At 52.8% G+C, this 25,651-nt stretch carries 22 protein-coding genes and 2 tRNA genes; 19 read left to right on the top strand and 5 right to left on the bottom strand.

Features of this window, described 5'->3' with window-relative positions; genetic code table 11:
* The first annotated feature begins 20 nt into the window (after positions 1 to 20).
* On the top strand, positions 21 to 1,142 hold the full coding sequence (gene thiH / locus NST69_RS08570; protein WP_340954513.1) for a 2-iminoacetate synthase ThiH: 1,122 nt from the start codon (positions 21 to 23) through the stop codon (positions 1,140 to 1,142).
* A 534-nt stretch (positions 1,143 to 1,676) separates the two neighbouring features.
* Here thiH and yfbR read toward each other — a convergent pair.
* Positions 1,677 to 2,321, bottom strand: coding sequence for a 5'-deoxynucleotidase (yfbR, locus tag NST69_RS08575; protein WP_342548997.1), 645 nt, complete (start codon positions 2,319 to 2,321; stop codon positions 1,677 to 1,679).
* Positions 2,322 to 2,425: 104 nt separating this feature from the next.
* Here yfbR and NST69_RS08580 point away from each other — a divergent pair, with 104 nt between their 5' ends.
* Complete coding sequence (locus NST69_RS08580) at positions 2,426 to 4,129, top strand: fumarate hydratase (protein WP_342550119.1); 1,704 nt, start codon at positions 2,426 to 2,428, stop codon at positions 4,127 to 4,129.
* 66 nt (positions 4,130 to 4,195) lie between these two features.
* On the opposite strand, the gene NST69_RS08585 is transcribed toward NST69_RS08580, so the two are convergent.
* On the bottom strand, positions 4,196 to 5,146 hold the full coding sequence (locus NST69_RS08585; protein WP_342550120.1) for a hypothetical protein: 951 nt from the start codon (positions 5,144 to 5,146) through the stop codon (positions 4,196 to 4,198).
* A 322-nt stretch (positions 5,147 to 5,468) separates the two neighbouring features.
* Between NST69_RS08585 and NST69_RS08590 the strand changes: the two genes are divergently transcribed.
* The 10 genes from NST69_RS08590 (at position 5,469) to NST69_RS08635 (ending at position 19,656) form a co-directional block, all read left to right on the top strand.
* On the top strand, positions 5,469 to 8,516 hold the full coding sequence (locus NST69_RS08590) for a carbohydrate binding domain-containing protein (protein WP_342548998.1): 3,048 nt from the start codon (positions 5,469 to 5,471) through the stop codon (positions 8,514 to 8,516).
* 1,069 nt (positions 8,517 to 9,585) lie between these two features.
* Positions 9,586 to 11,379: an ATP-binding protein gene (locus tag NST69_RS08595; protein ID WP_036725568.1), complete on the top strand. Its 1,794-nt coding sequence runs from the start codon at positions 9,586 to 9,588 to the stop codon at positions 11,377 to 11,379.
* Between the two features lie 128 nt (positions 11,380 to 11,507).
* Positions 11,508 to 12,236, top strand: a complete 729-nt coding sequence (locus NST69_RS08600) for a response regulator transcription factor (protein ID WP_036725566.1) — start codon at positions 11,508 to 11,510, stop codon at positions 12,234 to 12,236.
* Between the two features lie 160 nt (positions 12,237 to 12,396).
* Positions 12,397 to 13,152, top strand: a complete 756-nt coding sequence (gene pstB, locus NST69_RS08605) for a phosphate ABC transporter ATP-binding protein PstB (RefSeq protein ID WP_036725565.1) — start codon at positions 12,397 to 12,399, stop codon at positions 13,150 to 13,152.
* Positions 13,153 to 13,231: 79 nt separating this feature from the next.
* Positions 13,232 to 13,891 (top strand): phosphate signaling complex protein PhoU, encoded by a 660-nt coding sequence (gene phoU / locus NST69_RS08610; RefSeq protein ID WP_036725564.1) that lies wholly within the window; start codon positions 13,232 to 13,234, stop codon positions 13,889 to 13,891.
* 149 nt (positions 13,892 to 14,040) lie between these two features.
* Positions 14,041 to 16,713, top strand: a complete 2,673-nt coding sequence (polA, locus tag NST69_RS08615; RefSeq protein WP_342548999.1) for a DNA polymerase I — start codon at positions 14,041 to 14,043, stop codon at positions 16,711 to 16,713.
* A gap of 51 nt (positions 16,714 to 16,764) precedes the next feature.
* Entirely contained in the window at positions 16,765 to 17,607 is an 843-nt protein-coding gene (gene mutM / locus NST69_RS08620; protein WP_339257406.1) for a DNA-formamidopyrimidine glycosylase, read from the top strand.
* A gap of 178 nt (positions 17,608 to 17,785) precedes the next feature.
* Positions 17,786 to 18,487, top strand: coding sequence for a sporulation membrane protein YtaF (gene ytaF, locus NST69_RS08625; RefSeq protein ID WP_342549000.1), 702 nt, complete (start codon positions 17,786 to 17,788; stop codon positions 18,485 to 18,487).
* A 9-nt stretch (positions 18,488 to 18,496) separates the two neighbouring features.
* Complete coding sequence (gene coaE / locus NST69_RS08630; protein ID WP_342549001.1) at positions 18,497 to 19,093, top strand: dephospho-CoA kinase; 597 nt, start codon at positions 18,497 to 18,499, stop codon at positions 19,091 to 19,093.
* Positions 19,093 to 19,656: a lytic transglycosylase domain-containing protein gene (locus NST69_RS08635; protein WP_036725612.1), complete on the top strand. Its 564-nt coding sequence runs from the start codon at positions 19,093 to 19,095 to the stop codon at positions 19,654 to 19,656. The genes coaE and NST69_RS08635 overlap by 1 nt, the downstream gene beginning before the upstream one ends.
* A gap of 96 nt (positions 19,657 to 19,752) precedes the next feature.
* Here NST69_RS08635 and NST69_RS08640 read toward each other — a convergent pair whose 3' ends face one another.
* The gene (locus tag NST69_RS08640; protein WP_036695868.1) at positions 19,753 to 19,971 is read right to left on the bottom strand and encodes an alpha/beta-type small acid-soluble spore protein; all 219 of its coding nucleotides are present in this window, start codon (positions 19,969 to 19,971) and stop codon (positions 19,753 to 19,755) included.
* A gap of 165 nt (positions 19,972 to 20,136) precedes the next feature.
* Here NST69_RS08640 and nrdR point away from each other — a divergent pair, with 165 nt between their 5' ends.
* The 3 genes from nrdR (at position 20,137) to NST69_RS08655 (ending at position 21,020) form a co-directional block, all read left to right on the top strand.
* Positions 20,137 to 20,610 (top strand): transcriptional regulator NrdR, encoded by a 474-nt coding sequence (gene nrdR, locus NST69_RS08645; RefSeq protein ID WP_036725557.1) that lies wholly within the window; start codon positions 20,137 to 20,139, stop codon positions 20,608 to 20,610.
* A 252-nt stretch (positions 20,611 to 20,862) separates the two neighbouring features.
* Positions 20,863 to 20,938, top strand: a tRNA-Ala gene (locus NST69_RS08650).
* Between the two features lie 9 nt (positions 20,939 to 20,947).
* A tRNA-Lys gene (locus NST69_RS08655) sits at positions 20,948 to 21,020 on the top strand.
* A gap of 494 nt (positions 21,021 to 21,514) precedes the next feature.
* Here the strand turns inward: NST69_RS08655 and NST69_RS08660 are convergent.
* The gene (locus tag NST69_RS08660; RefSeq protein WP_342549002.1) at positions 21,515 to 22,162 is read right to left on the bottom strand and encodes a transcriptional regulator; all 648 of its coding nucleotides are present in this window, start codon (positions 22,160 to 22,162) and stop codon (positions 21,515 to 21,517) included.
* 299 nt (positions 22,163 to 22,461) lie between these two features.
* Between NST69_RS08660 and NST69_RS08665 the strand changes: the two genes are divergently transcribed.
* The 3 genes from NST69_RS08665 (at position 22,462) to NST69_RS08675 (ending at position 24,247) form a co-directional block, all read left to right on the top strand.
* Positions 22,462 to 22,947 carry a hypothetical protein gene (locus tag NST69_RS08665; protein ID WP_342549003.1) on the top strand — a complete coding sequence of 162 codons (486 nt, stop codon included), beginning with the start codon at positions 22,462 to 22,464 and terminating at the stop codon, positions 22,945 to 22,947.
* 214 nt (positions 22,948 to 23,161) lie between these two features.
* A complete protein-coding gene (locus NST69_RS08670; RefSeq protein WP_339255138.1) occupies positions 23,162 to 23,755 on the top strand; it encodes a TetR/AcrR family transcriptional regulator in 594 nt (197 codons plus the stop codon).
* A gap of 39 nt (positions 23,756 to 23,794) precedes the next feature.
* Positions 23,795 to 24,247, top strand: coding sequence for a DoxX family protein (locus NST69_RS08675; RefSeq protein ID WP_342549004.1), 453 nt, complete (start codon positions 23,795 to 23,797; stop codon positions 24,245 to 24,247).
* On the opposite strand, the gene NST69_RS08680 is transcribed toward NST69_RS08675, so the two are convergent.
* On the bottom strand, positions 24,244 to 25,125 hold the full coding sequence (locus NST69_RS08680; protein WP_342549005.1) for a LysR family transcriptional regulator: 882 nt from the start codon (positions 25,123 to 25,125) through the stop codon (positions 24,244 to 24,246). The genes NST69_RS08675 and NST69_RS08680 overlap by 4 nt on opposite strands.
* Before the next feature lie 110 nt (positions 25,126 to 25,235).
* On the opposite strand from NST69_RS08680, the gene NST69_RS08685 reads away from it, so the two are divergent.
* Positions 25,236 to 25,622 (top strand): tautomerase family protein, encoded by a 387-nt coding sequence (locus tag NST69_RS08685; protein WP_339313451.1) that lies wholly within the window; start codon positions 25,236 to 25,238, stop codon positions 25,620 to 25,622.
* The last annotated feature ends 29 nt before the right edge of the window (positions 25,623 to 25,651 follow it).

The following is a 25,651-nucleotide window of genomic DNA, read 5'->3' on the forward strand; positions in this document are numbered from 1 at the left end:
ATAGGGAGGAGAGAACGGTTATGAGCTTTTATGAGACGATGACCCGGCTGGAGCAGCTGCCTTACGAAGCGTTATGGAGCCGGTATACGGCAGAGGATGTGAAGCGCGCGCTTCGTGCAGAGCGGGTCGATGAAGAGGGGCTGATGGCACTGCTGTCACCGGCAGCGGAGCCTTATCTGGAGGAGATGGCGCAGAAGGCGCACCGCTTAACGCGTACGCATTTCGGCCATGTGATGCAGCTGTTTACACCGATGTACCTGGCTGATTTTTGCGTGAATCACTGCACGTATTGCAGCTTCAGTTCTATTTATGATTTTCCGCGCAAAAAACTGACGCTGGAGCAGGTCGCCCGGGAAGCGGAGACCATCGCAGCCACAGGCCTGCGCCACATTCTGATTCTGACCGGAGAATCCCGCAGGGACAGTCCGGCCGGTTATGTGAGGGACTGCGTGAATGTGCTGCGCCGCTATTTTGCCTCCGTCAGCATTGAAGTGAATCCGCTCTCGACAGCAGAATATGCTGAGCTCAGAGAAGCTGGCGTGGACGGTCTGACGCTCTATCAGGAGGTCTACCATCAGGAAACTTATCGTGCGCTGCATGTAAAAGGACCCAAACGCGTCTACCGCAACCGTCTGGACGCTCCCGAACGGGGCTGTCAAGCCGGGTTCCGTTCGGTGAATATCGGAGCCCTGCTTGGCATGTACGAATGGCGCCAGGAGGCGCTGGCCACTGCGCTGCATGCGAGATATCTGCAGGACAAGTACCCGGAATGCGAAATCGGGCTGTCGACTCCCCGGTTCCGGCCTTACTTAGGCGAATTCAATCCCGCAAGCGATGTAACCGACCGTGCGCTGGTGCAGATTATTCTGGCTTACCGCCTATTTCTGCCGCGCTCCGGCATCTCGCTGTCTACACGGGAGCCTGCGGCCCTGCGCGATCATCTGGTCCAGCTCGGCATCACGAAGATGTCCGCAGGGGTATCCACCGAAGTGGGCGGACATTCCCTGGAAGGGGGAACGCCGCAGTTTGAAATCTCGGACAACCGCAGCGTGAACGAGATGGCCGAGATGCTGCGTTCGCAAGGACTCCAGCCGGTATTCAAGGACTGGGATATCCTGTCCGAGCCGCTTGGGTTGAGGTAGGCAGGCTGAATCTGGTTGAGCCTGATGTGACCAAACCGGATGTAATTTAAACTGATCAGGAAAAACGAATGAACTTAACTTGACTAGACTAAGCGAATCAACTTAAACTGACCAGACTAACCGTGTCTAACTTAAGCTGACTAGACTAACCGTGTCTAACTTAACCTGACCATATGCAAATAACCCGCTTCATGGCGGGTTATTTGCATTGTATAAGGGTTATAAGTTGCATGTGGGCCCAATGTAGGCGAAAAACCGAACACAATCCCTAGCGAGAAGGCTGGTGGACCCAATGTAGGCGAAAAACCGAACACAATCGCTAGTGAGAAGGCTGGTGGGCCAAATGTAGGCGAAAAACCGAACACAATCGCTAACGAGAAGGCTGGGTGGGGCCCAATATGTGCGAAAAACCGAACACAATTGGTGCGGATGGAGAAAATGCGGGCCGTTTAAGAGAGGCATTCGCATAGCATTGTTAACACGTAAGTATATCAACCAACGCTAGGAGCCAACACATGCGAATGTGTACTCTATCTACTCTATAGATTCAGGCTCTCCGGCAGACTGTCCCTGACTCGCACTGGAAGACAGCTCGTCCAGCGACATCTCGAAGCCCGGAGCCATGTGTTTAAGGAAATATTCCATCTCAGGCATCTCCAGCACATGCAGCTTCGCGGCGGTCTGCTCCCTGGCTGCGGCGAATTCGCGGTTGCCTGCGGCGACCTCCCAGACGCATTTCAGGTAAGCGTCCAGCACATCCGCTGCCTTGACGTAGCGGAGCAGTCCGGCATCCTCGGAGCCGGGAGAGCTGGTGTGCGGCTGCAGGAGCGGCGCGTAGACTGCGCTCAGCTCCGGCGGGATCATGGCCGCCAGCCGGTCGGCGGCCACCTGCTCCATCTCGCGGAAGCTGGACAGCAGACGCGAGTTGTCATGCTTCACCGGCGTAGCGATGTCGCCGGTGAAGACCTCGGTGGCGTCGTGGAACAGCGCCATCGTGGATGCGCGGTCGGCGTTCAGCGACCGGCCGAAATGGGCATTGCCGATGGTGCACAGCATGTGCGCCAGCAGGGCGACCTGGAACGAATGCTGCGCCACGTTCTCCGGGGCGGTGCTGCGCATGAGGCTCCAGCGCTGGATATATTGCAGCCGGTAGAGATAGGCGGAGAAATGGTAGTTCAATTTTGAAGTAACCCCTTTCATGAGCAGCTTAATGTGCTATTATAGTAACTAATTGTACCAGAGTTAGGGCCGCTTGAACCAGATGGAGAGGAGACTGAATGAAGATGCAGCATTTTGAAGAGAGCATTTATAATTTGATTGTAGAGACCTCCACGAACCTGCCGGGAGATGTGCGCCGGGCAGTGGCCAGAGGGCGGGCGCTGGAAGACCGGGCGACACGCTCCGGACTGGCACTAACCACGATAGCGCAGAATATCGGGATGGCGGAGCAGCAAATATCGCCGATCTGCCAGGATACGGGGATGCCGACTTTTATCATTCATACGCCGGTGGGCGTGAATCAGATAGAGATGAAGAAGGATATTCACAACGCAATTATCCGCGCTACGAAGAACGGGAAGCTGCGGCCCAATTCCGTGGATTCGCTAACCGGCGAGAACAGCGGGGATAATCTGGGAGCAGGGACTCCGGTGATTCACTTCGAGCAGTGGGAGGAAGAGAGCATTGACGTCCGGCTGATCCTGAAGGGCGGCGGCTGCGAGAATAAGAACATCCAGTACAGCCTTCCGGCAGAGCTGGAGGGACTCGGCAAAGCCGGACGCGATCTCGACGGTATCCGCAAGTGCATCCTGCATTCCGTGTATCAGGCGCAGGGCCAAGGCTGTAGCGCAGGATTCATTGGTGTAGGTATCGGCGGTGACCGTACCACGGGCTATGAGCTAGCGAAGAAGCAACTGTTCCGCAAGGTTGAGGATGTGAATCCTAATGAAGATTTGGGCAAGCTGGAGAATTACATTATGGAGAATGCCAATAAGCTCGGAATCGGCACGATGGGCTTCGGCGGTGAAGTGACACTGCTGGGCTGCAAAATCGGGGTAATGAACCGGCTGCCTGCCAGCTTCTTTGTCTCTGTAGCCTATAACTGCTGGGCCTTCCGCCGCCAGGGCATTCTGGTTCATCCGGCTACTGGTGACATTCAGGATTGGCTGTATGAGAGCGGCACCGGGATATCTGTTGAGGGGGAAGCTGCACCGCAGCCGGTTGCTGAACCTGTGGGTGTAGCTGCGGCAGAACGGACAGCTTCCGGCGTGGTGCCAGAGGATGCTACGATTCCTGCGGCACCGGCTATTGTATCCGGGACGGGTGAAGCAGCTTCGGATGCAGCCGTTTCAGGGAATGGGGCAGGATCTGAAACGGCTGCGGCAGCTTCCGCTGGCTCAGGCGGCTCGCGCGAGATCCGTCTGACCACACCGATCAGCGAGGAGGATATCCGCAGCCTGCGCGTCGGCGATGTGGTGATCCTCTCCGGCGAGATGCACACCGGCCGCGATGCCCTGCACAAATACCTCATGGATCACGACACCCCTGTCGATCTGAACGGTGCCGTCATCTATCACTGTGGCCCGGTCATGCTGAAGGATGATGAAGGCTGGCATGTGAAAGCGGCTGGCCCGACGACGAGTATCCGCGAGGAGCCGTATCAGGGCGATATTATTAAGAAGTTCGGCATCCGCGCTGTAATCGGCAAAGGCGGTATGGGACCCAAGACCCTCAAGGCCTTAGGGGAGCACGGCGCGGTCTACCTCAATGCAATCGGCGGTGCGGCGCAGTATTACGCAGAATGTATCAAGAAGGTCAACGCCGTAGACTTCATGGAATTTGGCATTCCTGAGGCGATGTGGCATCTTCAGGTGGACGGCTTCGCAGCGATCGTGACCATGGATGCGCACGGTAACAGCCTCCATGCTGATGTCGAAAAGAATTCCGCCGCCAAGCTGGCCCAGTTCCGCGAGCCGGTGTTTAAGTAACAGGACCTCAAACAAAGAAACAGCGTCAGCCATGGACGAGAGTAATGTCCATAGACTGACGCTGTTTTATTGAATTAGCGTATACCGGAATTTTTCAATATACGACTCTTTCTTGTGCTCTACACGCTGCAAATGGTCATAGAAGCTATGGGTGAATTTAAACACGTGACCATAATCCCAATCCTGCCCGCTATAGTCCTTTTGCCAAAACTTAATGTCGGTCGGCAATACGTCCGCACGCTCAGCCGGCTTCAGGGGCAAATGATCGACAGGTGAAACCAGCTTGATGGGTTCTCCAGGTACAAGGTTACGGCTGTGGCGCAGAACTGTAATCAATTTCATTAAAGGCGGTAACCCTCTTTGGAAAAAGGAGACATGGCCAAGGTCATACAGGATGTTTAGCGCGTGGGAGAAAGTCAGCATATGACCGATCAGATCATGATGTGCTTCTGCCCGGTAAATGACAGGGAAATGAGCTAATTCTTCCAGCACAAGCGAAGAAAGCTCGCCGGGCGTCGAGATGACCGGAAAGCCGTCCTCGTCTGTAACCTCCATCCTCTTCACCTCGGAAGCAGAGAAGCCAATCCATGACCGCCCCGGAATTGTCCGCTCAAACGAGCGGATAAGATCGGTTATTCCGGCAAGATCCTCCGTACTTCCCCAGCCTTTAAGTTCGTGGATGGAGAGCAGACACGATGCGCTGTAAATCACATTATGACCGACCCAGTGTAACTCATCAATCGTTGCATCGAGGGCCTCAAGTATGGCAGTTACAGCCAGCTGCTCGTCACAGCCGGTACGATGTTGTATGCCGTTCTCCCCAATTTTCCTTTGGATCATCGCTTCGGTCTGCAAAGCTACAAGTCGGGCAAGCTCTGGTGCCGGATTATTCGTTTTAATAAAAAAATAACTGCCAATAGCGGCAGCACCAAAGTGAGCCTGCCAGATATCCCCTGTGTCTTTTTTACATGAAGAGATGATTTTTAATCCGTCCCGCAGAATGGATGGGCTCATTATAATATCGCTCCCCTTATATTGCAGCATTTTTATTTATCAGTCTAACACTATATTTTCTGGAGGCAACCGGTTCCTGAAAAGCCCCTACAGCTATTCGGCTGTGCCGAATAATATTTTTTTCATGTTTTGCAGAGTCGGCAGCCCCTATAGGATGCGGCTTGTGGAAGTTATAAATTATATGTCTTGACAGCGCATACATGGACATGTTAATTTTTAGTGGGGAAACCGGTTTCCCTATGTTAAAAAGATTGGAGTTATTGACGGCAGCTTATTCGTTACTGAAAGTGTATTGCATTCGGTTTACATGAGAGGGAGATGAGGAATGAAAAGTAAACGTACACGCCTACTTGTTCCCGTTCTAATCACATCCATTGTATTGTCGATCATGATGAATCTGTTTGTCCTGCCGCCAGCCAAGGTGGAAGCAGCCAGTATTGGTACAGTAACCGAGAATGACACGATTTATCAGATTATGGTTGACCGCTTCCATGACGGGGATTCTTCCAATAATGCAACAGGCGCGGCTATCCGCTACGGGGAGAACTCGGAGGAGGACTTCCGGTATATGAAGGGCGGGGACTGGCAGGGGGTCATTGACAAGCTCCCGTATATTCACAATATGGGCTATACCGCGATCTGGATCTCACCGGTAGCCGAGCCCCAGATGACTAACCGTGAGAACAACGGTACCGGCAAGAACACTGCCTACCACGGATACAATGTCAAGGACCCCAACAAGGCCAACCCTTACTTCGGCACCAAAGAAAAGCTGAAAGAGCTTGTAGACTCCGCACATGCGCTCGGGATCAAGGTCATTATCGACGTCGTGCCTAATCACATCGGCGATTATATGCTGGGCACACAGGCGTATTATGATATCCCGACATTGCAGCCTGCGGCCCCGTTCAATAATCCGGCCTGGTATCACCATAATGGTGACATTAACTGGTCTCTTGCCGACGGACGGTACGATCAGTGGGCCCAGGATTATCTGGAGAATCATGATCTGGGTGGTCTGGATGATATCGACTTCGATGTTCCTGCCGCCAAGCAGGCCATCTTCAGCTCGATCAAGGGCTGGTTTGACTATACGGGAGCAGACGGCGCCCGTGTCGATGCGGCCAAGCTGATGAAGCCGACCGATATCGGCGAGCTGCAAAATTTGCTGGGCGTGAATACTTTTGGGGAGAATTTCGACGGCAATGCCGAATTCGTCTCCCGCTGGGTCGGCCAGAATAAGGAGTGGGGGATGCTGGACTTCCCGTTGTTCTTCTCCGTGCTGAACAGCTTCGCATACGGGCAGTCTTTTGACGCGAATATTAAAGGCACCCTGGCTCAAGACTCCTACTACGGCGGCAACGCCAACCATATGGTTACCTTCATCGACAATCATGACCGCAACCGCTTCCTGACCGAGGCCGGGGGCAGTGTTGAGAAGCTGCAGAATGCTTTGTCCTTTATTTTCACCGTGCGCGGAACGCCTGTGGTCTTCCAGGGAACGGAGCAGAACAAGGGCAACGGCAACGGGCAGATTATGACGGGCGGAATCGCGGATACGTGGAACCGCTGGTCGATGGTGAAGCGGGATGCAAACGGCAATGTGCTGGAGAATTATTTCAATGAGAATGCCAGTACCTTCAAGCATGTAGCCAAGCTGAACGAGATCCGCAAAAACAACCCGGCCCTGCGCACCGGCACCCAGCGCGAAATGTGGTCCGCACAGAATCTGTACGCCTTCTCCCGGCGGATTGATACAGGCACGTATGTCGGCCAGGAGGTCATCTCCGCATTCAGTAATGCATCCGGCGGATCACAGACGGTGACGCTGCCGCTGCGCGCCGAGAGCACGCTTACCGCAGGCACGGTTCTGGTGAACCAGTTGAACCCCTCCGATACTGTGACCGTGCAAGCGGGCGGTGTCACTGGTAAGCAAATTACAATTACCCTGGGCGCCAACTCCGCCAAAATCTATGCCAAAACACAGCCGGTAACCGATACGCAGGCACCAAGTGTTCCGGGAAATGTAACAGCAACCGTACAGAATGCCTCCAGCGCGCTGGTGTCCTGGTCAGCTTCCACCGATAATGTCGGGGTGACAGGGTATGAAATCTACCGCAACGGAGTGAAAATCGGGACTTCGGCTACGACCTCTTTTACAGATAACGGACTTGTAGGCAGCACTAATTATTCTTATACGGTAAAAGCGTATGATGCCGCCATGAATCTGTCGGCCCTCAGCGCAGCCGCTCTGATCGTTACCCCTGCCGGTAACAGTGTGACAATCTACTATAAGCAGGGTTACACCAATCCGTACATTCATTACCGCCCAGTGGGCGGGACTTGGACGACATCTCCGGGTGTGGCTATTCCAGCCGCCGAGGTAGCGGGCTATAACAAAATCACCATTAACATCGGCGCAGCCACCCAGCTCGAAGCCTGCTTCAATAACGGCAGCGGCACCTGGGACAGTAACGGGGGCAGCAATTATCTGTTCGGTACTGGCACCTGGACTTACACGCCTACAGGCAATATCCAGGCAGGCGGCCCGGTAACGCCGACGGCATCGCCGACTGCTACACCAACCGTAGCACCAACAGCGACACCGACCGTGACGCCTACGGTGGCACCAACCGTAGCACCGACTGCTACACCAACTGTGGCGCCGACTGTAGCGCCGACCGCAACACCAACTGTGGCGCCGACTGTAGCGCCGACCGCAACACCGACTGTAGTGCCAACGGCGACACCTGTGCCAACCGCCACTCCGGCGGGCAACACCGCGACGATCTATTACAAGAATACAGCCTTCAGTAATTCGTATATCCATTACAAGCTGGATGGGGCGACAACCTGGACGACTTCACCGGGTGTGCGGATGCAGGCCTCTACTTTCAGTGGCTACAAAGCCATTACCATCCCGCTTGGCAGCGCCACAGGTCTAACCGCAGCCTTTAATAACGGCAGCGGGACCTGGGATAACAATGGCGGGAATAACTATCATTTTGGCACCGGCAGTTCCAGTCTGGTTGGGGGAAGCTTGACCTCCGGGGAACCGCAGGCGGACAGCGTAACCTTCCGGGTTAGCGTACCGGGGTCCACTCCGGCGAATGCTCCGGTCTATCTGACGGGTTCGTTCAACAGCTGGAATGCGGCAGATGCAGCCTATCTGCTGACCCGTGGCAGTGACGGCGTCTATTCCATCACCTTGAACCTTCCGGCAGGCAGCGCCGTGACGTATAAGCTGACGCGCGGAAGCTGGGGTACGGTAGAGACCGCGTCCAGCGGGGCGGACATTGCGAACCGGACGCTCACACCGGAAGGCGGAGCACAGACAGTGACACTAAGCGTGCAGCGCTGGAAGGATCAGTAGCGTTTGTAAGTAACAACGGTAACGCCCCTTCTAAATGGTGAGGTATGCCATTTAGGAAGGGCGTTTTCTGGTGTTTTATGATCTGTTTGTTTAAATAACCTGTTGTTGTTAAGGTGAGCAATGGGTTGGAGAACAGACTTCTTAGATTAAACAAATGGGAGTCCTGGAATGTATACGGAAAACCGAACACAATGTTTAGCGGCGAGGTATGCGGGCCGATTGTATTCGGAAAACCGAACACAATGTGCACGTGCGGGGTCTGCGGGCTAAATGTGTGCGGAAAACCGAACACAATGCGCAGTGGTGAGGTACGCGGGCCGATTGTATGCGAAAAACCGAACACAATGTGCACGTGCGAGGTTTGCGGGCTAAATTTATGCGGAAAACCGAACACAATGTGCACGTGCGGGGGCTGCGGGCTAAATGTATGCGGAAAACCGAATACATTGTATAGGAGCAAGGGTGTGCGTGCTGGATGTGTGCGAGGGTCTGAGGTTTACAGGATTTACCTGTATCTCCCACCACTTAAACAGCGCAGCGGGCGGACTGATTGTGGAGAAGCGGTAGCGTTCGCCTTTGTATCCGGATTTTTACCGTTTAGGGGAATAAATAAAATCTGGAGACAACAGCGATCGGAACAACGGTCCGTTTGCGGAGCGTCCATTATAGATCCCACAGCGCTCCATCCTCGGCCCAGGCTCTTGGATCTCAGATATCGCTCCATCCTCGGCCCAGGCTCTTGGATCTCAGATATCGCTCCTCCCTCGGCCCAGGCTCTTGGATCTCAGATATCGCTCCATCCTCGGCCCAGGCTCTTGGATCTCAGATATCGCTCCTCCCTCGGCCCAGGCTCTTGGATCTCAGATATCGCTCCTCCCTCGGTCCAGGCTCTTGGATCTCAGACATCGCTCCTCCCTCGCCCCTCAGTATATTCCCGCCTCCGCATCCCGCCCCCGCCCCCCGCACATTTTACACCACGTTGATAATCGCCGCCGGAACTGGTATTTTGCCGAAAATGCAGGTAGAGTGTTCTCATGGACATAAACACGAGGGAAGAGGAACGCCGCAGATGAAACCATTCCGCATTCGACTTACCATCATACTTATGGCACTGATAGGAATATCAATGACCGGGGCCGGAATCACCATGGCTCAGCTGTTCAAGGATTCGCATATTTCCGTGCTGGAAGAGAACATGTCCCGGGAAATAAAGCTGCTCTCCGGCACCTTCTCATTCATGGATACCAGCAGCCCGGATGCTCTGAACTACTATACAGAACAGGCAGAGAGGATATCCATCTTGACCGGATCACGTGTCACCTTCATTACGAAGCAAGGCCGGGTCATTGGGGACTCGGAGAAGAATCCGCGTGAGATGGACAACCACTCTACCCGCGAAGAGGAGCTGCTGGCCGCGAAGGAAGGGATTGGCCGGGCGATCCGTTACAGCGATACATTAGACCGTGAAATGATGTATGTGGCGGGTTCCGTGTCCTCCGATCAGGGCTTTGACGGGTATATCCGGCTGTCGATGGGGCTCGATACCGTATCCGAAGGACTGAACCGGGCGTGGATGATCATGGCAGGGGGGCTGGTGCTGCTGTTCATTGCCGCAACCTTGGTGAGCTACAAGGTGGCTTCCAGTATGACCTCACCGCTGGAGCAGATCACCAGAGTGGCGCGGCGGATTACCGATCTCGATTACGATGCCCGGGTGCCCATGAAGCGCAAGGATGAGATCGGACAGCTGGCTACAGCCATCAACGCGATGGCCGACAGTCTCCAGGCCCAGCTGAAAACCATCCGCGACAATGAGGACCTGCTGCAAAGCGTACTCGACAATATGACCGGCGGCATCGTGATGATCAATGCTGAAGGGGAGATTGCCCTGCTCAACCGGGCCGCCGAACGGCTGCTTGATGTGAAGCACAGCGAGATGACCGGTCATTCCTACAAGGAGATCAAGCATCATTATGAGCTTACGCGGCTGATTGATGATGGAGTGTCCGCGGGTGAACCTATTCACGAGGAGCGCAGCATCTATAATCCCGTGGAGCGGATTGTGCGTCTGGATGGGGTGCCGATGATTCAGGATGGCTGCTCCCGGGGCATGCTGTTCCTGCTTCAGGAGGTTACAGAGATCCGCAGGCTTGAGAAGATGCGCAGCGAATTCGTCGCCAATGTCTCCCACGAGCTGAAGACCCCTGTCGCTGCGGTAAAAGGCTTCGCCGAGACCCTCCTGGGCGGTGGCGTTACGGATGAGAAGACGGCGCGTTCATTCCTGCAGATTATTTACGATGAGAATGAACGGCTGAACCGCCTGATCGGCGACATCCTGGAGCTGTCCAAAATCGAATCCAAACGCGTTCAGCTGGAATGCTCCCCGGTTCATCTGATCGAATTCTTCGGCTCCGTACTGGAAACGCTCAGTAAGGTTGCGGAGAAGAAGAAGATTACACTTAGCTCGGATGTGCCTGCGGAGCTATTCATTGAGGGAGATGAAGACAAGCTGCGCCAGATCTTCATGAATCTGCTCTCCAATGCGATCAACTACACCCAGGACGGGGGGAATGTCAGAGTCACCGCAGTGAGCATCCAGAAGAAGGATGGCACCGAGAGCGTACGCTTTACAGTCAGTGATACGGGGATGGGGATTCCGCGCAAGGATCTGCCCCGGATCTTTGAACGCTTTTACCGGGTGGACAAAGCCCGCTCCAGAAGCTCCGGCGGAACCGGCCTCGGTCTATCCATCGTGAAGCATCTGGTTGAGCTGCATCGCGGGTCAATTAACGTTGAGAGCGATCTGGGCATCGGCAGCTCGTTCATCCTTGAACTGCCGCTGCTGCAGGAAGAGAATCTATAACCCTGCGGATCATAACGGATCAATAGAGAATAAATTTATGATTTTACACCAAGTTAACATTGTGGTGCTATGATGTGCATGTGTGCAGTTTTGTAAAATTAATAACCTATGAAAAGACGGGGGAACCTATGGCACAACGATTGCTTGTCATTGAAGACGAACCGACACTGGCCCGGCTGCTGTCGTACAACCTGACACAGGAAGGCTACGAGGTGACGGTGGAGGATCATGGAACGGCAGGATATGACCGTGCGACTAGAGAACCTTTTGAATTGATCGTACTGGATCTGATGCTGCCCGGCATGAACGGCATTGACATTCTGGATAAATTACGTGGGCAAGGCATCCGCACACCGGTTATTGTGCTGACGGCCAAGAATGCGGAAGAGGATGTCGTCCGCGGGCTGAAGTCCGGGGCGGATGACTATATTACGAAGCCCTTCGGCGTATCCGAGCTGCTGGCGCGGGTCAGCGCTGTACTGCGGCGGATCTCCGGTATTGCCGAAGAAGCTCCGCCCGAGACGGCGGTGTCTGCATCGACGATTATTCTCGGACAGCTGGAGATCTACCCCGAGCGTTATGAAGTCTCGCTGGGCGGACAGAGCATCAATCTGCGGCCGAAGGAATTTGAAGTACTGCTGTATCTGGCCCGCAAGCCGGGCGTTGTCCTGACACGGGATGATCTGATGAATGCGGTCTGGGGCTTCGACTATATCGGAGGCCAGCGTACCGTCGATGTGCATGTCAGCTCCCTGCGCAAGAAGCTGGAGCTTGACCCTGAATCCGTGCATATTGATTCCATCCGCGGCGTGGGCTATAAGCTGGTTGTCAACAAGAAGAGAACACCGGTCATTTAACATGACGGTGTTCTTTTCTCACAAGATAAGCATCTTCTCCTCCGGCATTGTCTAACTGTACAAGGATTTTTACACTGCGTTAACAATTCTCTGGAGCTCTATTTACACTGAAAGCTTATCATGGGGAACGAAGATGATGAGAAGGAGACAACAGAAACTAATGAAATCCATCATTGACATAGAGAAGCTAGATCTCTACTATGAGTCATTCCATGCCCTGAAGAAGGTGGATTTGCAGATTCCGGAGAAGCAGGTGACTGCGTTTATCGGACCCTCCGGCTGCGGGAAATCCACACTGCTGCGTACCCTTAACCGTATGAACGACATGATTCCTGGAACACGTATTGAAGGTAAAGTGAATATCGGCGGCAAAAACATCTACAGCGACGAGATTGAAGTGGAGAGTCTGCGCAAGCAGGTGGGGATGGTGTTCCAGCAGCCCAATCCTTTTCCCAAGTCGATCTATGATAACGTGGCTTATGGCCCGCGTCTGCACGGTGTGAAGAGCAAAGCCGAGCTGGATGTCCTGGTAGAGCAAAGTCTGCGCCAGTCTGCACTCTGGGAGGAAGTGAAGGATTTCCTCAAAAAGTCGGCCTTAAGTCTGTCCGGAGGCCAGCAGCAGCGTCTCTGTATTGCCAGAGCCCTTGCCGTACAGCCGGATATTCTGCTGATGGATGAGGCGACTTCAGCGCTGGACCCGGTGTCCACACTCAAGATTGAGGAGCTGGTCCAGGAGCTGCGGGATAAGTATACGATTGTAATGGTCACGCATAATATGCATCAGGCCGCCCGGGTATCGGGACGCACTGTATTTTTCCTGAACGGTGTTATTGTGGAGGCTGCGGACACGGAGCTGCTGTTCTCAAACCCTAAGGATTCCCGCACAGAAGACTATATTTCTGGCCGCTTCGGCTAAGGATAGCTGACTCGTAAGTCTCAGGTTCACTCCGTTCACCCGATATGACCATATGTTTTTGAGGAGGAGCACTTTCGATATGATTCGCAGAAAAGAATTCGATAAAGATCTGGAAGAACTGCGCACCCTGCTGCAGCAGATGGGCGAGCATGTAACGGATGCCCTGGATGGTGCGATATTGGCCCTGCAGACCCTTGATACGGTACGGGCGCAGGAGATTGTCAAAGCGGACCTGCGGCTGAACGCCATGGAAGACCGGATTATGGAGATCGGCTCACGGCTGATCATCACCCAGCAGCCGGTGGCGAAGGACCTGCGCCGCATTATTGTAGCCTTCAAAATCTCCAGCGATCTGGAGCGTATGGGCGATCTGGCACTGGATGTAGCCAAGGTAACGATGCGCATCCAGGGACAGCAGCTGATTAAGCCGCTTGTGGATATTCCGCGCATGGCTGAGCTGGTCACGATCATGACCACGGAGGCTATTCAGTCTTATCTGGACGAGAATACGGATCTGGCCTACAAAATGGCGCAGGATGACGATCAGGTCGATGGTCTGTACAGCGCGATGATTAACGAACTGTACACTTATATGGTTCAGAAGCCTGAGACAGTGAATCAGGCGATGCTGCTCACACTGGTTGGCCGTTACATTGAGCGGATTGCCGATCATGCCACGAATATTGGCGAGAGTGTAGTGTATCTGGTTACAGGTAAACGTCCGGATTTGAACCAATAACAGTATAGACTGCCAGAGGCAAGCCTTCATTCCGGGGGCTTGTTTTTTATTTTGGCATAAAGCGGCGATTCGTGGCAGAGCCATTTCGTCTTGGTGCGGAGCATATGTTACTATGTAAGGAGAAAGCAAGAAAAAGGCGAGGTGCTAGTGTGGACAAGCTGATACTCATTGATGGAAATAATATCATTTACCGGGCGTTCTTCGCCATGCCGCCGCTGACGAATACAGCGGGACAGCAGACGAATGCGGTATACGGTTTCACGACGATGCTACTGCGTCTGCTGGAGGAGCATAAACCGACACATATGATTGTGGCCTTCGACGCGGGGAAGATTACCTTCCGGCATGAAGGCTATGAGGAGTATAAAGGCGGGCGCCAGAAGACCCCGCCGGAGCTGTCCGAGCAGTTCCCGCTGCTCAAGGAGCTGCTGAAGGGTCTGGGGGTTCCGCAATTCGAGATTGCAGGCTACGAGGCTGACGATATTATCGGCACCATCTCCAGGGAAGCGGATGCCGCCGGCCGTCAGGTGATGATTGTGTCCGGGGATAAGGATATGCTGCAGCTGGCTTCCGAGCATACCACCATAGCGCTGGTGCGCAAGGGAGTTACGGAAGTGGAACTTTACGGACCTAAGCAGATCCGTGACAAATATGATCTCACCCCAGAGCAGATCATTGATCTGAAGGGGCTGATGGGCGATGCCAGCGACAATATTCCCGGGGTGCCGGGAGTCGGGGAGAAGACAGCGCTTAAGCTGCTCCAGCAGTTCGGATCGGTGGAGGGCGTGCTGGCCGGAACCGGTGAGCTGAAGGGCAAGATGAAAGAGAAGCTGGAAGAGCACGCGGACAGCGCCGTCATGAGCAAAAAGTTGGCGACGATCTACCGCGAGGTTCCGCTTGAGCATACGTGGGAGGATATGGTCTTCAGCGGGATTAACACGGACACGGCTGGGCCTGCGCTCGCCAAGCTGGAATTCCGCTCGCTGCTGGAGCGCCTGTCGCTGAGCGCCTATTCACATGCGGCGGACGGTAGCCTGACGGGTTCCCCCGTGGTGGAAGCCGCAGAGCTTAATATTACAATTGTTGACGAAGACGGAATAAGCGAGCTGGTTCAGGCACTGCCGGGCATCTCCGCCCTACATGTGGAATCTAACGGGGAGAACCCGCACCGTGCCGAAGTGATCGGTCTGGGGCTGTCTTCGCCGGAGCAGCATTATTTTGTGCCTTTTGCCCTGCTGAAGAGTAAGGCGGCAGCACCCCTGCGGGACTGGCTCGGTGACGAGCAGGCGCCGAAGAGCGGGTATGATCTGCACCGTGCCGATCTGGCGCTGCATTGGCAGGGGATTGCTTTTGCCGGAGCCGCTAACGATGTTCAGCTTGCCGCTTACCTGCTGGACCCGACCGAAGCGAGCCAGAATCTGAATGACCTGACCACGAAATACGGCCTGCCCCGATTGTCGCCGGATGAGGATGTCTTCGGCAAAGGGGCCAAATATAGAATTCCTGAGCTTAAGATTCTCGGTGAGCATGTCGCCCGTAAGAGTGCGACTGTGTTAGGCATTGTGCATAAGCAGCAGGAGGAGCTGGACAAGACGGACATGACCGGTCTGTTCCAGGACCTGGAGATGCCGCTGTCGCGGATTCTCGCCGATATGGAGAAGCAGGGCATTGCTGTTAACAAGGATGATCTCGTCCAGCTCGGCAGGGAATTTGAAGCCCAGATCTCCCGGCTGGTCACTGAGATCTACTCCGCTTGCGGAACCGAATTCAATCTTAATTCTCCGAAGCAGCTGGGCGAGGTTCTGTTCGTGAAGCTCGGTCTGCCGGTCGTGAAGAAGACGAAGACCGGGTATTCGACGGATGCCGAGGTTCTGGAAAAGCTTGCGCCTTATCATGACGCTGTGCGCCTGATTCTGCAATACCGTACCATTGCCAAGCTGCAATCCACGTATGTGGAAGGCCTGATGAAGGAAATCTCGCCGGAGACCGGCAAGGTACACACCTTTTACCGGCAGACGATTGCGGCCACGGGCCGGCTCAGCAGCCAGTTCCCGAACCTGCAGAACATTCCAATCCGGCTCGAAGAGGGCCGCAAGATCCGTAAGGTATTCGTACCCTCCGAGCCGGGCTGGTCGATTCTGGCGGCGGATTACTCGCAGATCGAGCTGCGTGTGCTGGCGCATATCTCAGGTGATGAGCGGATGAAGGAAGCTTTTGTCGAGGATATGGATATTCATACTAAGACCGCCATGGACGTATTCGGCGTCCCTGCGGAGAGTGTGGACAGTAATATGCGCCGCTCCGCCAAAGCAGTTAACTTCGGGATTGTCTACGGCATCAGCGATTACGGCCTTTCGCAGAACCTGAACATCCCGCGCAAGGAAGCGGCCCGGTTCATTGAGCAGTATTTTGAGGTGTTCCAAGGTGTGCGCCGTTACATGGATGATATCGTAGTCGAGGCCCGTAAGCAGGGGTATGTGACTACGCTGCTGGAACGCCGCCGTTATCTGCCGGAGATCAATGCGAAGAACTTCAATCTGCGGTCCTTCGCAGAACGTACGGCGATGAATACGCCGATTCAGGGAACCGCTGCGGATATTATCAAGCTGGCCATGGTTCATATGGACAAGGCGCTGCATGAGCGCGGCCTGAAGAGCCGGATGCTGCTCCAGGTACACGATGAGTTAGTATTCGAGGTGCCGGAGGAGGAGCTGGAGCAGATGAAGCAGCTGCTGCCAGAGGTGATGGCCGGAGCGCTGCAGCTATCTGTTCCACTGAAGGCAGAGGTAAGTTATGGCAGCAACTGGTACGAAGCGAAATAGGCTCCCCGCACATGGCAGATATCCGGTATAATGGAGTGGAGGTGAGCCATGATGCCGGAATTGCCGGAAGTCGAAACAGTCAGAAGAACCCTTAATGAGTTAATTACAGGCAAGCAGATAGAGCATGTCACCGTCCGGCTGCCGCGGATTATTCAGCGCCCGGATGATATTCAGGCCTTTGCCCATATGCTGGCAGGCCATACAGTGGTAACGGTTGAGCGCAGAGGCAAGTTCCTGCGTTTCGTATTTGACGGGCTGGTGATGGTCTCCCATCTGCGGATGGAGGGCCGTTACGGGGTGTACCGTGAGGGCGAGCTGCTGGACAAGCATACGCATGTTATTTTCCATTTCACAGATGGGACGGAGCTGCGTTATACGGATGTGCGCCAATTCGGGACTATGCATCTATTCCAGCCGGGAGAGGATCTGCAGCTGAAGCCGCTGAACAAGCTGGGGCAGGAGCCGCTGGATGCCGATTTCACGCTGGAACGGTTCAAGGAGATTGTCGTTAAGCGGAGCACCAAGATCAAGCCGCTGCTGCTCAATCAGGAATATATAGTAGGTATCGGCAATATTTATGTAGATGAGTCCCTGCACCGTGCAGGCATCCACCCGGAGGAGACCGCGAAGTCCCTCTCGGAGGATCAGCTGGCCAGACTGCATCATGCTATTGTCGCAACACTGACGGAAGCAGTGAATGCCGGAGGCTCCTCCGTGAAGTCATATGTCAACGGCCAGGGGGAGAGCGGGAGCTACCAGGATCAGCACAAGATCTACGGACGCAAGGATCAGCCGTGTGCCACCTGCGGCACGCTGATTGAGAAGAGTGTGGTCGGCGGACGGGGAACGCATTATTGTCCCAGCTGCCAGCCGGTACCTGTACTGATTCTGTAATATTTATTTAGAGTCAGCGCCGCATTTACAGCCCGTTTCCAGGCTAGTTACATCTGAGTTATAACCGTTATGTATAAAGGCAGGCACTTCCTGCCCGTCCCGCCCATATAATGTGTGAAGATTGCTGATTATGGCGAAACGGAGCTCCGGCTCCGGTTCTTCACGGGAGGGATTGCGGGTGCTTAGCCCATTGTTGTCACTGCTGTTGCTTGCGTTTGCGCTTAGTCTGGATGGATTTGGTGTAGGCATTACATATGGACTGCGTAAAATGAAAATTCCCCTGCTCTCCATTATCATTATCTCGCTCTGTTCAGGGGTCGTCATTTATGGTTCTATGCAGGTCGGCGTGCTGCTGGCAAAGGTAGTCTCCCCGAATGCCGCTTCCAGTGTCGGAGCGGTTATTCTCGTCTTAATGGGCTGCTGGTCCCTGTTCCAGATGCTGACACAGAAGGAGAAGGGGCAGGAAGAGGCTGCGCCCGGGCAGGAGATCAGGAGGGAGACGGCTGCTGCCGCACAGAGTGCTGAGGCAGAGCTGAAGCCGGCTGTATTCTCGCTGGAGCTTCGCCATCTGGGCGTGGTTATACAGATTCTCCGCACGCCGTCTTCCGCTGATATGGATGCCTCTGGAAGCATCTCCTCCATGGAAGCCATGATCCTGGGGATCGCGTTGTCGCTGGATGCCTTCGGTGCCGGCCTCGGTGCGGCACTACTCGGATTCAGCCCGTGGTCCACCTCGCTGATGATCGCTGTATTCAGCGGGACCTTTTTGCTGATGGGAATGAAGACAGGACTGAGATTATCCGGCAGCTACTGGATGAAGCATGCCGCTGCGCTGCCCGCGATATTATTAATTGTAATGGGTATAATGAAGTTATTATGAGGTGAGTACATGATTATAGGCTTAACCGGAGGCATCGCTTCGGGAAAAAGCACCGTGTCTGCACTGTTTGTCCGCAAGGGAGCTGCACTGGTGGATGCCGATGTCATCGCCAGAGAGGTGATGCTCCCCGGGCACCCGGTGCTGGCGGCGGCGGTGGAGGCTTTTGGAGACCGCATTCTGCTGCCTGACGGTTCGCTGGACCGGGCAGGTATTGGCGAGATTGTCTTCCGGGACCCGGAGGCGCTCAAGACACTGAATAACCTGACCCATCCGGCAATACGCAGGGAGATCAAGGACAGGATGTATGCGCTTGAACAGGAGAATCCGCAGCGGCTCGTCATTGTGGACATTCCGCTGCTCTACGAATCAGAGCTGGATTCCTTGTTTGATCAGATTATTGTGGTCTATGTTCCGAGGAGGGTGCAGTTAGCCCGCCTCATGGAGCGCAGCGGAATGAAGCTGGAACAGGCTGAGGACCGGCTGAGGTCCCAGATGGATATTGAACTGAAGCGCAGGAAAGCGAATTATGTGATCGACAATAGCGGTGATCCTGAATCTGCCGAGCTTCAGGTTGGACGTCTGTGGGACAGGCTGGGCCTGATATGATGAAGTGGCTGCGCAAAAAAAGAGTCCTGCTGCTGCTGTTCATCGGCTTCACCGCGATCCTGTTTCTTGGCTCCAACTGGATGTCATGGTTTTATCCCATTTATTATAAAGCAGAGATCCGCCAGCACAGCCAGACGTATGAGATGGACCCATTCCTGGTGGCGTCCATCATCCGTGTGGAGACCAATTATAAGACTGGCCGCGAATCCAAAAAAGGCGCACTGGGGCTCATGCAGCTCATGCCGGATACCGCCAAGTGGGCGCTCGAAAAGGCCAAGCTCCCCGACGTGTCGCTGGAGCGGCTGAAGGAAGAGCCCTCCTCCAATATTGAACTGGGCACCTGGTATTTGTCTACGTTGTCCAAGCAGTTCGACGGCAACCGTATAGCGGTCATAGCCGCCTATAATGCCGGGCCTGGTAAGGTGCAGAGCTGGTTGGATGAAGGGCAATGGGACGGAACAGAAGCCTCTGTGAAGGACATTCCGTTCGGTGAGACCCGTCACTACGTACAGCGTGTAATTTATTATTATGATCAATATACCGAGCTCTACAGTGAGTTCTAGAGTGCTTGTTACTGCTGCTGTTATGTAAAAAGAAGCATCAAACGGCCGGAGGCCGTTCGATACTTCTTAGGCAAGCTTATGTCGTGTGGGCAGGTATTATTTGTACTGACCTGCCAGTTGCTGTTCAGCCAGGGTTACAAGACGTTTAGTGATGTAACCACCGATCGAACCGTTTTCGTAAGAAGTTTTATTGCCTTGGTATCCGTCTGGGGAGAGGGTGATACCTAGTTCCTGGGCAACTTCATATTTCAGTTGTTCCAAGGCACCGCGTGAGTTTGGAGCTACCAGGTTATTGGAGTTGTTATTTTGGCTCATTGCTGTTCACCTCCTATCGGTTGGTAACTGTATTATGTGCCGGACATGTCAGATTCATAACAACAAATAAACGGTGTTTTCTGGAAATTAAATGATGCCCGCATAGCCCTTGCGTATCAAGGGACGGGGCCTGACCATTCTAATGATGAGGAAGTGAAGAAGCTTATGAAATGTCCTTACTGCGACCACACCAATACCAAAGTCCTGGACTCGCGCCCGGCCAACGAGAATAAGTCCATCCGCCGCAGGCGGGAATGCGAGCTGTGCAGCCGCCGTTTCACCACCTTCGAGATGATTGAAGAGACCCCCCTGATTGTGATCAAAAAAGGCGGCAGCCGTGAAGAGTTCAGCCGTGACAAAATCCTCCGCGGCCTGATCCGTGCCTGCGAGAAGCGTCCGGTCCCTGTAGAGCGCCTGGAGGTCATCGTATCTGAGGTGGAGAAAAGCCTACGCGGCATCGCTCTCGCCGAGATCGAGAGCCGCCAGATCGGCGAGCTGGTCATGGAGCAGCTCTACCCTGTCGACGAGGTAGCCTACGTCCGCTTCGCGTCCGTGTACCGCCAGTTCAAGGACATTAACATGTTCATGAAGGAACTGAAGGGACTGCTGTCCAAGACTGAGGAGCTGGACGGGCTGTAAGCTTCGCCGTTTAGAAGTGAAGGATTCGATTGGGGTAGTGGGGCTGGCCTTGAGGTTGAGAGGTCAGTTCCCGGGTGGAGCGTCTTGTATCAAAATTAATTTCGGAAAAGTGTTGACACTGAAAGCAGATTTCTGTATTATATAGAAGTCGCCTACGAAACACATTGATGAATAAGCGACTTGAGCTTCTCGCTCAGATCAGATTTTAGAATACATAATGTAATTCTAAATTGGCAAAATTGTAAAAAATATGGGGCCATAGCTCAGCTGGGAGAGCGCATCGCTGGCAGCGATGAGGTCAGGGGTTCGATCCCCCTTGGCTCCACCAATTTCATACGGACTCTTAGCTCAGTTGGTAGAGCAGTAGACTCTTAATCTATTTGTCCAGGGTTCGAGCCCCTGAGAGTCCATCACATGAAGAACGGCAGAGATGCCGTTCTTTTGCTGTTTCATGGAATATGGGTGATTAAGTGGGGGAACAGCAAGGGCTTGAGGTCCATTCCCGAACCTTGAACCCCGAACCCGAACCCGAACCCGAACCCGAACCCGAACCCCCGAACCCTGAACCCAAACTGCGAAATATGGTTTCCATCGAGTTCCTTCGGTTCTAAATGTGTCTAAAGGACTGCTGCGGACCCCACAGCCCTTATGTTCTTTATTCAGCATAATTAAAAGGGCTAACGGACCGTATCGCGCTTATTGCTTTTCACCATCCATATATGAGATGAAATCTAGTAAATAGCGCCATCTGAGTCCGTAAGCTTGGTAAAATTGTGCTTTTTGTAGAAATAGGTGTGCCTCAGTCCGTTACAGCTGATTGATACCTCTACTTCTCACGCTCACAGCCACGGAATTCAAGTGTTTTTACCATATCAGCTTTATAATTCATGCTCCAAAACATACGTTAAACTCTAAGCTGATATGTTCGATAACGCTGCTGTCCTCCGGCCACATCCAGTAACTGTTGTTCGAGCAAATGATGCAGAATTCGTCTGGAGTGCCTATCCGTTACCCTGAGATGCTTAGCAAGCTCGAAAGGTGTGAATGCCCTGAGCAGACGTCTTGCGTAACGAAGGGTCTCCGCTTCCAGCCAAGTTAATGTGGAAGAAACATCCGTCGCAATGAATTTGCCGATAAAAGACAACACCAACTGTTGACATTGCTTGGGTTCTTCGATAATCGAAGGATAAGCAATAGGAAGAAAAGTCCAACTATCAAGGACCAGTAAGCAATGCCGGCGGCATAAATCCTTGAAGCGTCTGACATCCAGATCTCTGGCGTGAGGTCCATAGCCTTGAATCTCAATCCCGCCTTTTGCATCTCCAGGCATATAAGCCAAGTCCAGATAGCGGTACCCGTTATTGAAATCACGCACTTCCCATTCTGGAAACAAATGATCGAAATTACCGATTGCCGGAAACCATACCTTGCGGAGAAATTCAACTGTTCCGTGGCCTAATCCTTTGCCAAGTAGCTCCTTGCGCCTGTGGTTGCTCTCATTCTTCAGATTGCTAACTAACCATTCCTCGTACTGCTGCTCAAATCGCGTCATCGATACTCCTCCTTTAACACTCAAATTAGCGTTGATTCCCAAGCAAAAAAGCCGCTTCAATACTCAACCCTCTCCAAGAATCTAACTCGGAAGGGGCAGAGCATTACAAGCGGCGTGTGCTTCACAACCTATGTTTCTTATTATAGCGCTACAAATCCAGGAATCAATAAGTAGTTACAGAGGTTCTAATCGTGCAGTATACTATAGAGGATTTATATTTTTGTTTTCTTTTATTAAACTGTACAATGAGGTTCGGAGAATGCGTGAGGAAGAATGAATTGATAAAAGGGGAGAGTCCGATGACTAAGAACGAACAAGCCAGATTATTCAAAGTAACCTTAAGCGACTGGAACGGTGCGGTGCGTGGTCGGCCGACCCGGAAGATTGCAATTTCTGCAAAGGCATCGCTGTACGATCTTGCGGCAGTTACGATTGAATCTTTTGATTTTGATCTGGATCATGCCTTTGGATTCTATGATAATCTCAAAAACTGGACACGCTCTGAGGAAGGCTATGAATCATTTGCTGATGTGGGGGCGGGGGATAGGTTTCCTGGAGTGCAAAAAGTGAAAATCAGTAAAGTCTTTCATACCCCCAAACAAAAGATGCTGCTCTTATTCGATTATGGCGATGAGTGGAGAATGATTGTTCAATATCTGGGAGAGACTGAAGTGAAGCCGGGACAAAAACTGCCTATGGTCACGGAGATCGAGGGAGAGGCACCGGATCAATATGGCGACTTTGATGAAGATGAAGATGAAGACGAAGAGGATGAAGAGGCATAACTGGAAATAAGATCCAGATCGGACAGGTATTAAAATCACGGGTGCGGGAGCCGGAGAAATGATGGAGGAATTAATCCACGTTATCCGGAACATTCCGAACCTTTTTTTATTTACACACTAATTTACAAACCAACGGTCGGTATGTATAATCAACAGTAATCATATTTTAAATTAACCCAATCTTAACTATGTAAGGCAGAAGAGGAGAATAGCAATGAAGAACGCAGACCGGCGGAAGCAGACCATCCGGCAGTTGTTGGATGCAACGAAAGAATTGCTGCGGGACAAGAGCTGTCATGCCATCACCTTAAAGGATATTATGGAGCAGTCGCAATTATCTAAGGGGGCGATATTTCATTATGTGAAGAGCAAGGATGAGATTTTTGCCTGGGTGCTGGAGGAGCGGCTTGACGCTGTGAATGATCGTTTTGAAGAGGAAGTAAGAGGCAGCATTGATAAAAGCTTCGACGGGCCGATGCATGCCATCGCCAGAAGTCTTGCCGGATTGGAAGACAGCCATGAAGCGACTAACAAGGTGCTTCTATACCTGCTGGGCAAGGAGAATGAACCGGCGGTAGCGGAGGTGCTTGAGCATTTTCATGAGCGGTCGGTGTCGGTCTCCAGGCAGTGGATTATCACGGGGCAAAAGTACGGGGTGATTAAAGAAACGGTGAACCCTGATGAGACGGCGGAGCTGTTCGTCCTGCTGTCATTAGGTCTGCGTGTGCGGGCGTCCCTGCGCGCCTCTTCCGGGACCCTTTCTGCGAAAGAAATATCCGGTTTTATGGCTGGTATTCTGAAGAATTGAGATGAAGCAATATGAAGTAACAAGAAGGGGTGAGGTTAAATGGTTCCTTTTATAGCGCTTATCGTATCCTTTTTACTGTTCCGGGGAATAGGTCTACTAGGCTTGACGTATTGGAATGACTGGCAAACCGCCCTTCAGTGGGCTGTAGCTGTGATGCTGCTTCTCGGAGCTTCTGCCCACTGGGGACGGCGGCGCTCCGATTTGGTAAGAATGGTGCCGCCTGTTTTTCCGCAGAAAGAATGGATCGTGACGGTTACCGGGATGCTTGAAATTGCCGGAGCTATCGGCATCCTGCTGCCCGCGTTCTCAGCAACTGCTTCTGTATGCCTGATCTTGCTTCTTATTGCCATGCTCCCCGCCAATATCTATGCAGCACGCAGTAATATGACAATCGGGGGCAAGCCTGTGCCGAAATTAGCGGTCCGCGTAGGGATTCAGCTCATTTTTATCACTGCAGTGCTGCTCGCATCCCCGTTACTCTACCTGCCTTAACTGTGAATAGACTCCAGCTCCTCCTTTACAAATTGCATCAAAAGCTTCTTGGATGAGGAGAGATACTCATCGTTGCGTGATTGCAGCAGGCCTACGGGAATGGAGGCTTCCTTCAGCGTGACCTGGAGTCTCACCACATTCGGCGGTAACGGCGTAGATTCGAGGACGGCTCCTACAAAATCGATTTGCTGGACGAAGCCCGCAATGGCAGAGATTTGACTTACGGTATGCAGAAAGGGAGTTTCGGTGTACCGGGAGAACTGCTTCGATAATTGGGAATGATATAGACAGGTAGCTCCCCCGGCAATGATTGGATAACCAAGCAATTCCTCGAAAGCGATCTCATCTTTTGCGGCCAAAGGGTGGTTGTTCCCTGCGATAAAAGATATCCGCTCCTGATACAAGGGTTCGAAGTGATACGAAGATAGGTCAACAGGCTCTCCACAGATGGCAAAATCCAATTGATTCTGAAGCAGGGCATGCGAGAGCGAAGCGGTGTTACCGATCACAAAATGGCAGGATACATTAGGCTTATGCTCCATGAACCGCAGCAGTGACTTTGGTAGTATCTGCTCTGTCAATGATTCCAGCCCTCCGATCCTGAGCGTTCCGATCTCCTCTTTTTGCAGAGCTTTTGCCTGGTCCGCAACATAGTTCCAATGTCGGATCAGACTGTCGATCTCAGCGGCAAATATTCGCCCCGAAGCTGTAAGCTCAGAATCCCAGCCCCGTTTGAACAGCTTGATGCCCAGTTCCTTCTCCAGACGTTGAACCTGATTGGTGATTGTGGATTGTGCGTAGTTCAGTTTGGCGGCTGCTTTAGAGAAGTTTCCTTCTTGCAGGATGGTTTGAAATGTAGTTAGTTCTTTTAGGTCCATTAGCAGATATCTCCATCGGGTAATTTGAATTTACGAATCATTTAATTCAATTATACAGAATAAGAGGCGGGGAGTACAATGAAGTTACACCAGTAAAGGAGTGAAATGACATGCCTTTTGTCAGAGTCAGTTACTTGGAGAACAAATACGATGACCAACAGCTGCCTATCATTAGCCGCGAAATTATGAGTGCTCTAAGGGAATATTTTAACGTGCCGCAAGATGATTTCTTTCAAGTCTACCATGCCCATAAAGCAAGCGAATTTTATTACAGTCCGAATTATTTAAATATAGAGCGAACGGATGGGCTGCTCTATATTCAGATTACGCTCAAATCCGGGAGAAGCAAGGAGCAGAAAAGGGGCTTTTACAGCAAGCTGGCCGAGACGTTGTCGAGCACACTGGGCATCAGGAAAGAAGACGTCTTCGTCGTGCTGGTCGATACAGAATTCGAGGACTGGACGTTTGGCAATGGCATCGCACAGATGATTGAATGAATGTTCATATAAGGAAGAGAGGTATTGGA

The sequence above is a fragment of the Paenibacillus sp. FSL P2-0089 genome (assembly GCF_038595095.1).
In the GTDB taxonomy this organism is placed as follows: Bacteria; Bacillota; Bacilli; order Paenibacillales; family Paenibacillaceae; genus Paenibacillus_AQ; species Paenibacillus_AQ silagei.

Bases quoted from the DNA above. Each gene is read 5' to 3' on its own strand.
- nrdR (WP_036725557.1), top strand. From the start codon at position 20,137: ATGAAATGTCCTTACTGCGACCACACCAATACCAAAGTCCTGGACTCG.
- NST69_RS08600 (WP_036725566.1), top strand. From the start codon at position 11,508: ATGGCACAACGATTGCTTGTCATTGAAGACGAACCGACACTGGCCCGG.
- NST69_RS08665 (WP_342549003.1), top strand. From the start codon at position 22,462: ATGACTAAGAACGAACAAGCCAGATTATTCAAAGTAACCTTAAGCGAC.
- NST69_RS08635 (WP_036725612.1), top strand. From the start codon at position 19,093: ATGAAGTGGCTGCGCAAAAAAAGAGTCCTGCTGCTGCTGTTCATCGGC.
- pstB (WP_036725565.1), top strand. From the start codon at position 12,397: ATGAAATCCATCATTGACATAGAGAAGCTAGATCTCTACTATGAGTCA.
- NST69_RS08670 (WP_339255138.1), top strand. From the start codon at position 23,162: ATGAAGAACGCAGACCGGCGGAAGCAGACCATCCGGCAGTTGTTGGAT.
- NST69_RS08640 (WP_036695868.1), bottom strand. From the start codon at position 19,971: ATGAGCCAAAATAACAACTCCAATAACCTGGTAGCTCCAAACTCACGC.
- NST69_RS08680 (WP_342549005.1), bottom strand. From the start codon at position 25,125: ATGGACCTAAAAGAACTAACTACATTTCAAACCATCCTGCAAGAAGGA.
- NST69_RS08685 (WP_339313451.1), top strand. From the start codon at position 25,236: ATGCCTTTTGTCAGAGTCAGTTACTTGGAGAACAAATACGATGACCAA.
- NST69_RS08590 (WP_342548998.1), top strand. From the start codon at position 5,469: ATGAAAAGTAAACGTACACGCCTACTTGTTCCCGTTCTAATCACATCC.
- coaE (WP_342549001.1), top strand. From the start codon at position 18,497: ATGATTATAGGCTTAACCGGAGGCATCGCTTCGGGAAAAAGCACCGTG.
- NST69_RS08595 (WP_036725568.1), top strand. From the start codon at position 9,586: ATGAAACCATTCCGCATTCGACTTACCATCATACTTATGGCACTGATA.
- thiH (WP_340954513.1), top strand. From the start codon at position 21: ATGAGCTTTTATGAGACGATGACCCGGCTGGAGCAGCTGCCTTACGAA.
- NST69_RS08580 (WP_342550119.1), top strand. From the start codon at position 2,426: ATGCAGCATTTTGAAGAGAGCATTTATAATTTGATTGTAGAGACCTCC.
- NST69_RS08675 (WP_342549004.1), top strand. From the start codon at position 23,795: ATGGTTCCTTTTATAGCGCTTATCGTATCCTTTTTACTGTTCCGGGGA.
- NST69_RS08660 (WP_342549002.1), bottom strand. From the start codon at position 22,162: ATGACGCGATTTGAGCAGCAGTACGAGGAATGGTTAGTTAGCAATCTG.
- mutM (WP_339257406.1), top strand. From the start codon at position 16,765: ATGCCGGAATTGCCGGAAGTCGAAACAGTCAGAAGAACCCTTAATGAG.
- phoU (WP_036725564.1), top strand. From the start codon at position 13,232: ATGATTCGCAGAAAAGAATTCGATAAAGATCTGGAAGAACTGCGCACC.